Here is a 12,615-nt window from a genome sequence, read left to right on the forward strand (position 1 = left end):
CTTTGCGAAAAGGAGCGAGGCCATGGAGGACGTCACCTACACCAAAGGGATCTACACGGCCACTGCGTCGATAAGGGAAGTCGCACAGGACGCCTTTCAAGGTGTCGTCACCCTCGCGCGCGACGAGGGCGAACCCAGCGAAGATCAGGAGACCACGCTCTACGAAGTAGACTCGACGTCGTCGACGCCGGGAGAAGCGCTCGAAGAAGCCAAAGCGCTCGCACATCGTATCCTCGGGGAAATCGAACTGTAGGCCGAACCAAGGGGCAGCGCGTCGCGCGTGCTCGCGCATCGGCGCGCCGCTGCGGGGTCGACCGGCTGGAGGCGATCATGGCTGAACAGCTGTTCCAATACGGCGTGTATTCGATTCACGTTCGTCCGCTCGAGCTGAGCGGCGCGCGCTGGGACGCGGAGTACGAAATCCGTCATCGCGAGAAGGCCGTCAAGCCGTGGACCACGGTCGGCGGCGACGCGGGCTTTGCCGAGCAGGCCGAAGCGGTGGAAAGCGCGCATCGGCAGGCCGTCGACGATATCGAGCATGGCGCGGGAATTCCGAAGCCGCACGTGTTTCCGTAAGCGGTTGTCGACGCGCTTTTTGAGGCAGCGTCGAAATGCGCCGTGACGGCCTTGAGCGCTGCGCGTCGCCACGCAAGGTAACGCTGAGCTGTCAGCGATAGTCGAGCGTGTCTACGACCTTGGTGATCTTCCAGATTCCGTTTTCCTGGCGCAAAAACACGATATTGTTCTGTTTGTCTTTCGAGCCGAACGTAACAGCCACGAGCGCCACGCTGTCGAGCATGAAGACTGGATGCACCGCTATATGCCCGGCCCAATCTTTCTCGTCGAAGTCTTGTACTTTCGTGAAGTACTCCGCATCTTCGGACAATTTGTTGGCCTGATATTGCTTTCGCAATAAATCGACGGTTGGTTTTGCAACGTGCCTGTATATCTCCTTTTCCATAATCGGATAGTCGCGGTCTGCGGCCAGGCGCGGAATGAACCATGCGTAGAAATCTCCTACGCGGGTTTCGGGAGTTGCTTGTTCGGCGTGGGTCGGGTTTCCTGCATATGAGGTGCCGTTAAAAATCAGCAACAGCCCGGCAACAAAAATCGCCAGATATTTTCTCATGGATGCAACCTCAATCGTGGCGATAGATCTTGTAATCCGGTCGTGCGGACCGGTGATCGGGACCGGGATAGAAGCCACGCCACTGCTTGAAATCAGAAATCCAGTATTGTCCATCGTACATTGCTATATGTCCGTGCGGATGCAAATGGATGCCGTCGACCACGATTACATCGCCTTTTTGGAGAGAGGCAGTCGATACCGCGCGAAACCAAGCGTGAGCCAGCGAAAGCCCGTAGTCTTTCGCGGACCGTGTGCGGGCCAATACAATTCCGCCTCGTTCAATTGCTTCTCTAACGTACCGGGCACATTCTCCACGGCTCACTGGTCTTGCATTCAATTGCAAATAGTCGACAGCAGCATTTTTGTTCCACGACATATTAGATTATCTCGATCATATTTTGATTTAGAAATCATACAGCAAATCCAAAACAAACCAAGATATTTTATTATCTCAAAAACATTTTAAATAGAGATAGCTCTTTTGAATAAAAATATAGTCTTCGTCAATACCGTGGTAGTTACGAGGGAAATCAAGCTGATCGGCACGTTCTAGTCAATTGCATGAGTCTCGCGCCATGCTACGCTGTGCCTGTATCAATCCCAACGAGCGCGTGATGGCAAGCGAACCGTCAGACCGTTTTTCCACGCTCGGCGACCCCGACACCGACAGCAGCGCGCCGAGGCGCCACGCGCGCGGCAGCCGCGAAATGCGTCTCGACGATCGCGTGGTGATCGCGCACGGGATGCCGACGCCGTTGTGGCAAGACCTGTATCACCGCGCGCTCGGCGTGCGCTGGCCGGTGTTCTTCGTGTCGCTCGCGCTGCTGTTTCTGCTGCTCAACACCGTGTTCGCCATACTCTACATGCTCGGCGACGCGCCGATTGCGAATCAGTTTCCGAAGGGCTTCGGCGGCGCGTTCTTCTTTAGCGTCGAAACGCTCGCGACGGTCGGCTACGGCGACATGCATCCGCAAACCGTCTACGCGCACTGGATCGCGACGCTCGAAATCTTCATCGGCATGTCCAGCATCGCGTTGGCGACCGGGCTGATCTTCGCGCGCTTTTCGCGGCCGCACGCGAAGATCATGTTCGCGCGCTATGCGGTGATCCGGCCGATCGACGGCCGCATGACGTTGATGGTGCGCTCGGCCAACGCGCGTCAAAACGTGATCGCCGAGGCACGCGCGCGGCTGCGCATCATGCGTCTGGAGACGTCGATCGAAGGCTTTACGCTGCGCAAGCTCTACGACCTCACGCTGGTACGCGACCAGCACCCGGTGTTCAAGCTCGGCTGGACGCTCATGCACGTCATCGACGAAGCGAGTCCGCTGTTCGGCGAAAACGCCGAATCATTGAAGGGCCGCGACGTGTCGCTGCTGCTCACGCTCGAAGGCATCGACGAATCGACGTCGCAAACCATGCAGGCGCGCCACATGTGGACCTGCGACCAGATCGTCTGGCAGCACCGGTTCGTCGACATCATGAGCGAGCAAGACGGCGTGAGCCACATCGACTACTCGCACTTCGACGAGATCGTGCCGCTCGATGCGGCGCCGCTCCAACCGGACCTCGCGGCGCACACCGCGCAGTAGCAATAGCCACAGTCCCATTCGACGCCCCGCAATACCCAGGGCATACCCGAAGCGCGCCGCCGCCTGGCAAATCCGGCTCAAAAGCGGGCCGAAACGCGCGAGTCATCGCGCCCATTCGCGCACGCCCGATTAAAGAAGCAATAATTCACTCCCGCGAGCGCTAAAAAATAGAGTCTCTTTCGCTGCGCGGTATCGGTGACCCCACCACCCGCGCGCCGAGCCAGAACATTGGAGACTCCCCCATGACCGCTCGCCTGCCCATCGACGGCACGCCCGCTCTCGCCGACTACAAGCTTTCCGACAATCTCACCGCGACGCGCGGCCGGATCTTTCTGACCGGCACCCAGGCGCTCGTGCGCCTCCCTCTGATGCAGCGCGCGCTCGACAAAACCCGCGGCCTGAACACCGCCGGCTTCATCAGCGGCTATCGCGGCTCGCCGCTCGGCATGGTCGATCAGCAGTTGTGGAAGGCGAAAAAACTGCTCACCGCGAGCGATGTCCGCTTTCTGCCCGCGATCAACGAAGAACTCGGCGGCACCGCCGTGCTCGGCACGCAGCGCGTCGAAGCCGATCCCGAGCGTACCGTCGATGGCGTATTCGCGATGTGGTACGGCAAGGGCCCGGGCGTCGACCGCGCGGGCGATGCGCTGAAGCATGGCAACGCGTACGGCTCGTCGCCGCACGGCGGCGTGCTGGTGGTCGCCGGCGACGATCACGGCTGCGTGTCGTCGTCGATGCCTCATCAGAGCGACTTCGCGATGATGGCGTGGCATATGCCGGTGGTGAATCCGTCGAACATCGCGGACATGCTCGAGTTCGGCCTGTACGGCTGGGCGTTGTCGCGCTTCTCGGGCGCGTGGGTCGGCTACAAGGCGATTTCGGAGACCGTCGAATCGGGCTCGACCGTCGATCTCGACGCGCTGCAAACCGAATGGACACCTCCGCAGGAATTCGAAGCACCAGCCGGCGGTTTGCACAACCGCTGGCCCGATCTGCCGAGCCTGACGATCGAAGCGCGTCTGCACGCGAAGCTCGACGCGGTGCGCCAGTTCGCGCGCATCAACAGCATCGACAAATGGATCGCACCGAGCCCGCACGCGAACGTCGGCATCGTCACGTGCGGCAAGGCGCATCTCGATCTGATGGAAGCGCTGCGCCGGCTCGATCTGACCGTCGCCGATCTCGACGCGGCCGGCGTGCGCATCTACAAGATCGGGCTGTCGTTTCCGCTGGAGATGACACGCATCGACGCGTTCGTGTCGGGCCTGTCCGAAGTACTCGTGATCGAAGAGAAGGGCCCCGTCATCGAGCAGCAGATCAAGGACTATCTGTACAACCGCACGCAAGGCACGCGGCCGGTGGTGATCGGCAAGCACGCCGAAGATGGCGCGTTGCTGCTGTCGTCGCTCGGCGAATTGCGGCCGTCGCGCATTCTGCCGGTGTTCGCGAACTGGCTCGCGAAGCACAAGCCGGCGCTCGATCGCCGCGAACGCGTCGTCGATCTGGTCGCGCCGCAGATCCTGTCGAACGCGGCGGACAGCGTGAAGCGCACGCCGTACTTCTGCTCCGGCTGTCCGCACAACACGTCGACGAAAGTGCCGGACGGTTCCATCGCGCAGGCCGGCATCGGCTGTCATTTCATGGCGTCGTGGATGGAGCGCGACACGACCGGACTGATTCAGATGGGCGGCGAAGGCGTCGACTGGGCCGCGCATTCGATGTTCACGAAGACCCGCCACGTATTCCAGAATCTCGGCGACGGCACCTACTTTCACTCGGGCATTCTCGCGATTCGCCAGGCGGTCGCCGCGAAAGCGACGATCACCTACAAGATCCTCTATAACGACGCGGTCGCGATGACGGGCGGTCAACCCGTCGACGGCAGCATCTCGGTGCCGCAGATCGCGCGACAGGTCGAAGCCGAAGGCGTGTCGCGCTTCGTCGTGGTCGGCGACGAGCCCGAGAAATACGACGGTCATCACGGCCAGTTTCCGCAGGGCACGACGTTTCACCATCGCAGCGAGCTTGACACCGTGCAGCGCGAGTTGCGCGACACCGACGGCGTGACCGTGCTGATCTACGACCAGACCTGCGCGGCCGAAAAACGCCGCCGGCGCAAGAAAGGCGAATTCCCCGATCCGAACAAGCGGCTCTTCATCAACGAAGAAGTCTGCGAAGGCTGCGGCGATTGCGGCGTGCAGTCGAACTGTTTGTCGGTGGAACCGGTGGAAACCGCGCTCGGTCGCAAGCGCCGCATCGATCAGTCGTCGTGCAACAAGGACTACTCGTGCGTGAACGGCTTTTGCCCGAGCTTCGTCACCGTCGAAGGCGGCACGCTGAAAAAGGCCGCGGGCGTCGCGTTCGATCCGCAGGCGCTCGCGATGCACGTCAACGGGTTGCCGATTCCCGCGACGCCACTCGATGCCGCGCCGTACGACATCCTCGTCACCGGAGTGGGCGGTACCGGCGTCGTGACGGTCGGCGCATTGATCAGCATGGCCGCGCATCTCGAAGGCAAGAGCGCGTCGGTGCTCGACTTCATGGGCTTCGCGCAAAAGGGCGGCTCGGTGCTGTCGTTCGTGCGCTTTGCCGCGCGCGACGAATGGCTGAACCAGGTGCGCATCGACACGCAGCAGGCCGACGTGCTGCTCGCCTGCGACATGGTGGTCGGCGCGAGTGCCGATGCACTGCAGACGGTGCGGCATGGCCGCACGCGGATCGTCGTCAACACGCATGCGATTCCGAACGCGAGCTTCGTGCAGAACCCGGACGCGACGCTGCATGCCGATGCGCTGATCGACAAGATGCGTCACGCGGCGGGTGCAGAGCGCATGTCGACGTGCGACGCGCAAGCGCTCGCGACGCGTTTTCTCGGCGATACGATCGGCGCGAACATTCTGATGCTCGGCTTCGCATGGCAACTCGGTCTGGTGCCGGTGTCGTTCGCCGCGATGATGCGCGCGATCGAACTGAACAACGTCGCTGTGCAGATGAATCAACTCGCGTTCTCGATCGGGCGCATGGCCGCGGCCGATCCCGCCGCGCTCGAATCGCTGTGGCAGTCGCGACATGCGCCGAAGCCGAGCGTGCGAGTCGATACGCTCGACGAGCTGATCGCGCATCGCGAAGCACGTCTGCTCGCGTATGGTGGCGCGGCTTATGTGAAGCGCTATCGCGCGCTCGTCGATGCGGCACGGCGCGCGGAAACCGCGGTCGATGCGGCGAGCGAGCGCGTGACGCGCGCGGTCGCGACGACGTTCTATCGGCTGCTCGCGGTGAAGGATGAGTACGAAGTCGCGCGTCTGCATACGGATGCCGCGTTCCGCGATGCGCTCGAAGCGCAGTTCGAGGGCGTCGCCGGCAAGGACTTCACAATCCGCTTCAACCTCGCGCCGCCGACGCTTACGCGCGCGCAGGCCGGTGCCGTGCCCACGAAGAAAACCTATGGTCAGTGGATGTGGCCCGTGCTCGGCCTGCTCGCGAAATGGCGCGGTCTGCGCGGCACGGCGCTCGATCCGTTCGGCCGCACGCTCGAGCGCAAAATGGAGCGCGAGCTCGCGAGCGATTACGAAACCACGCTGCAACGCGCGCTGGCGAAACTCGACGCGAGCCATCTCGACGAAGTCGCGAAACTCGCAGAACTGCACGCGCGCGTGCGCGGTTATGGGCACGTGAAGCTGGCCAATCTGGCGGGCGTCAAGCGTGGCGAGCGCGACCTCGCCGCACGCCTCGGAATCGATGCGGCGACCGGTGTCGCGGTGAAGAAGTCGCTCGAGGAGATGAAGGGCGCCGGCCAGTTGCGCGGCATTCCGGTGGTGGTCGCGAAGTAAGAGGTTCGCTGCGCTGCCCGGCTCAAGTCGCGTCGAGCAGCGCCCGCACCTGCATCACCTTCGCCTGATCGACGGGCGCGAGTCCGTTGCCGTTCACGCGCACGCCGGAGCCGAAATGGACGGCCTCGACGTGCGTGTTGCTGACGAAGTCCGCGACCGCATCGACCGTCAAGCCGGCACCGGCGAGCACGGTGCAAGGCGAGCGGTCAACCTGCCGCACCAGTTCGCTGACCACGGCTTGCGCCTGCAGCACCGAAGGCTTTCCGCCCGACGTCAACACATTCGTCACCGCCTCGAAGCCGAGCAGTACGTCGAGCGCTTCGCGTAGATCGCGCGCCTCGTCGAACGCGCGATGGAACGTGATCGCGAGTCCATCGGCAGCTTCGCACGCGCGCGCGAGACCTTCGCGGTCGATCGTGCGCTCGGCATCGAGCATGCCGATCACGATGCCGTTCGCGCCGGCCGCCTTCACCGCACGGATGTCGCGCAGCATCACCGCGTAGTCGTCGGCGTCGTAGACGAACGAGCGGCTATGCGGCCGCACGATCACGTTCACGGGTATGCCAACCGCGGCTACCACTGCCTCGATCAAGCCCACACTCGGCGTCAAACCGCCCTCGCCCATCGCGGTCACGAGTTCGAGACGGTCGGCACCGGCTTGCGCGGCCGCACGCGCATCGGCGACGGTCGCGGCAATCACTTCGAGCAGCACGGACATGAGCGCAACCTGATTTCAATTAAAGCGACATCATGTCAGATGCGCGCGTCGCGTTCTTCCTCGACCCAGTCGATATCGCCGCACAGCACGCAGGTCTCGCTGCCGACACGCGTCGCCACCGACAGCGTCACGCACGGCAACGCCTCGTTGATCGACAGATACGGCCGTGTCACGTGCACGCGCTCCGGCGCATTGATCGCGACGCTGAAGTACGGGCGACGCAGCCAGTTCGCGCCCTGCGCGTCGGCGAGCGGCAGGAAGCGCGTCTCCTGCGCCGCGCGATCGGCGCGCAGCACGACGTTGCGGCCCGCCTGGCGGCCCTTCGCATCGAGCAGAAAACAGCGCGCTGCGTGATCGAGCGCGAGGAAATTCCAGCACACCTCATCGAGCGGCTCTCCGGCGGCGAGACGCTCCGCGGCGCGCTCGAACGCGCGCAGATACGGCGCGAGCCGGCTCGCGCTGCGCCGCTCGCGTGCCTCGGCCTGCTCGCGATAACGCTCGGTGACTTCGCCGATGCAAATCGCCGTGTGGATCGCATCGGCAATACCCGGACTCGGCCGGCCGAAGAAAAACCCCTGCACGAAGTCTGCATTGCAGGCGAGCGCCATCTGCGCTTCGTGCTCGGTTTCGACGCCCTCGATCAGCACGAGCTTGCCTGCTTCATGCAGCAGCGACACGAGCCCCGGCAGGATCGTCGCCATGTCGGCGCGATGCGCGGCGTGCGACAGCATGATGCGGTCGAGCTTCACGATGTCGGGATTCAGCTGCCAGATCCGCTCGATGTTCGAATGGCCGGCGCCGAAGTCGTCGAGTGCGATCAGGAAGCCGCGCTCGCGGAATTCGCGCACCGCGTCGGCGAGTCGATCGAGATCTTCGGCGCTCTGCTCGAGCACTTCGAGCACGACACGTCGCGGCGACAGATCGAGCCGCCGCAGATTCGCGAGCAAAGCGGCCGCGAGATACGGGTCGGTCAGCACGCCCGGATGCACGTTCAGGAACAACCATTCGCGCTCCGCGCCGAGCACCTTGAAGTTCTCCAGATGCAGCGTCTGCGCGAGCCGGTCGATCTGCAGCGCGTCGCCGAGGCGCGCGGCCTCGCCGAATACGTCGAGCGGCGACACCGCGCGATCGAGCGCGTCGTGTGCGCGCAGCAAGCCCTCGTAGCCGACCGCGCGCAGGTGCGACAGACTGAAAATCGGCTGGAACACGCTAGTCAGCGTCAGTTCGCCGTGCTGCACCGAATAGCGTCGAAGGCCCGAGGTCACCTCGACCTCGAAGCCGTGCGGCACGCCCGCCGCCCTGTCCTGTTGCGCAATCGTCATGCAATCCTCTCACGCGAGAACCGGTCGGTCAGAACGAGAACGGCAACGAGACCGACACCGTCTCTCAAAATGTGCGTCATCGTTACCGGTTAAGCAAGGTCCATGCGCACGCTGGCGCACACTGTGCTGTAATTCGCCCGAAAGATTGCACCGGCGACAGTGTTCGTGCGCCGCTCAAGGGCGTGGCGCGCACCGTTGCGGTGCGCGGATTGTCCGTCCTTCATCACCCGGAATACACGATGGAAATAGTCTTCACCGTTCTGATCCTGCTTCTCGCCGTCGCCGCGTCCGGCATGCTGACTCGCGCGCTGCCGTTCAAGCTGCCGTTGCCGCTGGTGCAGATCGCGATCGGCGCGATGCTCGCGTGGCCGCGCCTCGATTTGCACGTCGCGTTCGATCCGGAAATCTTCATGCTGCTGTTTATTCCGCCGCTGCTGTTCGCGGATGGCTGGCGCATTCCGAAGCGCGAGTTCTTCATGGCGCGCCGCGCGATCCTGATGCTCGCGCTCGGCCTCGTGTTCATGACGGTGCTGGTCGTCGGTCAATTCGTGCACGTGCTGGTGCCGCAGATCTCGTTGCCGGTCGCGTTCGCGCTCGCCGCGGTGCTGTCGCCGACCGACGCGGTCGCGTTGTCCGGTATCGCCGGCAAGGGCAAGATTCCGGGGCAGCTGATGCATATCCTCGAAGGCGAGGCGCTGATGAACGACGCGTCGGGCCTCGTCGCGCTGAAGTTCGCGATCGCCGCCGCGCTGACCGGGGCGTTCTCGCTGCGCGCAGCGTCGGTTAGCTTCGTGATCATCGCGGTGGGCGGCCTCGCGGTCGGTGCAGCGGTGAGCGCGGTGTTCAGCTTCGTGTCCGCGCGTTTCCTGAATCTCACCGAGGAAGGCGATCCCGCGCCCGGCGTCGTGATGACGCTGCTGATTCCGTTCGCCGCCTATCTGACCGCCGAGCGCTTCGAGCTGTCGGGCATTCTCGCCGCAGTGTCCGCCGGCATGATGATGAACTACGCAAGCATCATGGAAAAGTGGCAGGTCGCCTCGCGAGTGCGGGCCACGAGCACGTGGACGATGATCGAGTTCGTGTTCAACGGCATGGTGTTCATCATGCTCGGCCTGCAGTTTCCGCACATCCTCGGCCGGGCGCTGCTCGACGCGCATGAAACCAACGACGCGCAGGTGGTGCTGCTGATCGGCTATATCGTTGCGGTGGCGCTCGCGCTGTACGCGATGCGCTTCGCGTGGGTGTGGCTGCTGCGCTGGTTCGCGAGCCGCGGCGCGACGAAACATGGTGTCGCGAACGCCGTGCCGGGATTGCGCATGGTGTCGGTGACAACCGTGGCCGGGGTGCGCGGCGCGGTGACGCTCGCGGGCGTGCTGTCGTTGCCTGAGGTGCTGCCCAACGGCACGCCGCTGCCGGGACGCGATCTCGCGATCTTCATCGCGTCGGGCGTGATCCTGCTGTCGCTGCTGGTGGCGGTGGCCGCGTTGCCGCTGCTGCTGCGCGGCTGGCGGCGCGGCAAGGACCCGCACGCGGCCGAGGAAGCGCTCGCGCGCACGCTGGCCGCTCAATCGGCGATTCGCGCTATCGATCATCTGCACGACACCGAGTGCGCGGACCTCGATGAATCGGCGCAGGCCTATGCAACCGACGTGACTGCGCGCGTGATGGACCTGTACCGCCGCCGCCTCGCGTCACTCGACGACGACCAGGCGCCACGCGAACTCGCGCGCCGTGCCGATGCGCTCGAATTCCGCATGAAGCTCGCGGCGATGCGTGCCGAGCGCAAGACGCTGCTCGATTTGCGCGACACCCAGCGCATCAACGACGAGACGATGAACAAGCTGATGCGGGAAGTGGATCTGTCGGAGACGGCGCTGACCGCGCGCAAAAGGTAGGAGGTCGCTGCTGGATCAGGCTCGGCACCGGCGCTCGAAACGCCGGTGCCGGTAGAAGAAGCTCAGGCCACCGGCCCTTGCGTTGGCTTCCTTCTCAACAGCGCGTACAGAATGATCGCGCCGAACGTCGCGGTGCCGATGCCGCCGAGCCCGAAGCTGCCGAGCTTCAGCGAGAAGTCGCCGGCGCCGAGCACGAGTGTGACTGCCGCGACGATCAGGTTGCGGTTATCGGAGAAGTCGACTTTGTTGACGACCCAGATGCGTGCGCCCGTCACCGCGATCAGGCCGAACACGACGATCGACACGCCGCCCAGCACCGGTCCCGGAATCGTCTGGATTACCGCGCCGAACTTCGGCGAGAAGCCGAGCACGAGCGCGATCAACGCGGCGATCACGAATACCAGCGTCGAATAGATCTTCGTGACCGCCATCACGCCGATGTTCTCCGCGTACGTGGTCACGCCGGTGCCGCCCGCGAAGCCCGACACGATCGTGGCGAGCGCGTCGCCGAGAAACGCCCGGCCGATGTAGCGATCGAGGTTCCGGCCCGTCATCGCGCTGACGGCCTTGATGTGGCCGAGGTTTTCCGCGACGAGAATCACCGCGATCGGCGCGAGCAGCGTCATCGCGTGCGGGTCGAACACCGGCGACATGAAGTGCGGCATGCCGAACCACGCGGCGTTCGCGACGATCGAGAAATCGATCGGCTTGCCCATGCCGAGACCGTTCGTGACGATCGCGTAGATGACGTAGGCGAGCAGCAGGCCGACCAGAATCAAGAGACGCTGTAGCATGCCGCGCGTGAATACCGCGACCGCGCCGACGCACAGCACCGTGACGAGCGCCATCCACGACTCGAAATTGCTGCCGCTCACGCCATGCACGGCGATCGGCGCGAGGTTCAGACCGATCACGCAGACGATCGCGCCGGTCACGACCGGCGGCATCAGCGTTTCTATCCACCCCGTTCCCACCGCCGCCACGATCAGACCGATCACCCCGTACGCAACACCGCACGCGATGATGCCGCCCAACGCGACCGGAATGTTCGGATTCGCTCCGTGTCCGCCGTAGCCGGTGACCGCGATCACGAGACCGATGAACGCGAAGCTCGAACCGAGATAGCTCGGCACGCGCCCGCCGACGAGCACGAAGAACAGCAGCGTGCCGATCCCCGACATGAAGATGGCCAGATTCGGATCGAAGCCCATCAGCAGCGGCGCGAGCACCGTCGAGCCGAACATCGCGACGACGTGCTGGACGCCCATCGCGAACATCTGCGGCCACCCGAGCCTCTCGTCGATGCCGACGATGCCGCCCTGGGCGGCGGCAGGCTGGCGGCGCCAGCGGGGGAAATAGGATGCGGCCATCGCGGGGATTCTCCTCTGGGTCGGCGCGGTGTGTGCCGATCACGCGCTGCGGCGTGGGTTCGGCGAAATTACGCGCGAGTTTACGGAGAGCAATAAGGGCTGGCAAGCAGGCTATAAAGCGGGCCATGAAGCGGGCCGACAAGCACGGCCCGGGTGCGCGTCACTTCGCGCCGCGCGCGTCGATGTCCGGCGTCACCGCGGAGCCGGCCCGCGAGGAGTTGTCCATCGCTGCACCGTAGGCCATCACTCGATTGCGACCGGCATCCTTAGCGCGATACAGCGCCTGGTCGGCGGCGTCGACGAGTGCGCGGCTGGTCGCGAACGCCGCGTCCTGCGCCGTTGCTGCTCCGGCACTCACCGTCAGCACGTGATGCGTGCTGGCCACGTGGCGGCATTGCAGCGCCTGCACCGCCGCGCGGATCTGCTCGGCGATCCGCTGCGCGCCCGTCGCATCCGTGTCCGGCAACAGCACCGCGAACTCCTCGCCGCCGAAGCGGGCGGCCGTGTCGCCCGGACGCCGCGCGTTCTGCGCGATGCAGCGCGCGACGCCAATCAGCGCTTCGTCGCCGGCCGAATGACCGTACAGGTCGTTGAAGCCCTTGAAGTTGTCGACATCGATCAGCAGCAACGACAGCTGCGTATTTCGGATGAACGTGACCGGCCGTTTCGGGATCGTGACCGGCGATTTCGGCAACGTGACCGGTTATTTCGGGAACGTGACCGAGCGGACCGGATGGCTGGATTGGCGTTGCGCATGAC

9 protein-coding genes and 1 pseudogene are annotated in these 12,615 nt (G+C 64.2%); 5 read left to right on the plus strand and 5 right to left on the minus strand.

All coding sequences use genetic code 11. The features are described 5' to 3' along the window. Positions 1-22: 22 nt before the first annotated feature. Together AB4Y34_RS31985 and AB4Y34_RS31990 are read left to right on the plus strand one after the other, a co-directional pair. Positions 23-253, plus strand: coding sequence for a hypothetical protein (locus tag AB4Y34_RS31985; protein ID WP_176383813.1), 231 nt, complete (start codon positions 23-25; stop codon positions 251-253). A 77-nt stretch (positions 254-330) separates the two neighbouring features. Further along, the gene (locus AB4Y34_RS31990) at positions 331-576 is read left to right on the plus strand and encodes a hypothetical protein (protein WP_368588395.1); all 246 of its coding nucleotides are present in this window, start codon (positions 331-333) and stop codon (positions 574-576) included. A gap of 91 nt (positions 577-667) precedes the next feature. Here the strand turns inward: AB4Y34_RS31990 and AB4Y34_RS31995 are convergent, their stop codons facing one another. Continuing rightward, complete coding sequence (locus AB4Y34_RS31995; protein WP_368718302.1) at positions 668-1,243, minus strand: DUF3828 domain-containing protein; 576 nt, start codon at positions 1,241-1,243, stop codon at positions 668-670. A 500-nt stretch (positions 1,244-1,743) separates the two neighbouring features. On the opposite strand from AB4Y34_RS31995, the gene AB4Y34_RS32000 reads away from it, so the two are divergent. Both AB4Y34_RS32000 and AB4Y34_RS32005 read left to right on the plus strand, forming a co-directional pair. Next, a complete protein-coding gene (locus AB4Y34_RS32000; protein ID WP_368718303.1) occupies positions 1,744-2,721 on the plus strand; it encodes an ion channel in 978 nt (325 codons plus the stop codon). 242 nt (positions 2,722-2,963) lie between these two features. Continuing rightward, a complete protein-coding gene (locus AB4Y34_RS32005; protein WP_368718304.1) occupies positions 2,964-6,551 on the plus strand; it encodes an indolepyruvate ferredoxin oxidoreductase family protein in 3,588 nt (1,195 codons plus the stop codon). Between the two features lie 22 nt (positions 6,552-6,573). Here the strand turns inward: AB4Y34_RS32005 and AB4Y34_RS32010 are convergent, their stop codons facing one another. Further along, positions 6,574-7,269 (minus strand): copper homeostasis protein CutC, encoded by a 696-nt coding sequence (locus tag AB4Y34_RS32010; RefSeq protein ID WP_368718305.1) that lies wholly within the window; start codon positions 7,267-7,269, stop codon positions 6,574-6,576. Between the two features lie 35 nt (positions 7,270-7,304). Next, positions 7,305-8,591: an EAL domain-containing protein gene (locus AB4Y34_RS32015; RefSeq protein ID WP_176383824.1), complete on the minus strand. Its 1,287-nt coding sequence runs from the start codon at positions 8,589-8,591 to the stop codon at positions 7,305-7,307. Positions 8,592-8,830: 239 nt separating this feature from the next. Here AB4Y34_RS32015 and AB4Y34_RS32020 point away from each other — a divergent pair, with 239 nt between their 5' ends. Further along, on the plus strand, positions 8,831-10,486 hold the full coding sequence (locus AB4Y34_RS32020) for a Na+/H+ antiporter (protein WP_368718306.1): 1,656 nt from the start codon (positions 8,831-8,833) through the stop codon (positions 10,484-10,486). Between the two features lie 62 nt (positions 10,487-10,548). On the opposite strand, the gene AB4Y34_RS32025 is transcribed toward AB4Y34_RS32020, so the two are convergent. Both AB4Y34_RS32025 and AB4Y34_RS32030 read right to left on the minus strand, forming a co-directional pair. Further along, the gene (locus AB4Y34_RS32025; protein WP_368718307.1) at positions 10,549-11,856 is read right to left on the minus strand and encodes a solute carrier family 23 protein; all 1,308 of its coding nucleotides are present in this window, start codon (positions 11,854-11,856) and stop codon (positions 10,549-10,551) included. A gap of 160 nt (positions 11,857-12,016) precedes the next feature. After that, a pseudogene (locus AB4Y34_RS32030) lies at positions 12,017-12,490 on the minus strand (GGDEF domain-containing protein); the annotation flags it as partial. Positions 12,491-12,615: the final 125 nt, after the last annotated feature.

Origin of the sequence: Paraburkholderia sp. BR10954, from assembly GCF_040965775.1 — a bacterium.
Classification (GTDB): Bacteria; Pseudomonadota; Gammaproteobacteria; order Burkholderiales; family Burkholderiaceae; genus Paraburkholderia; species Paraburkholderia youngii.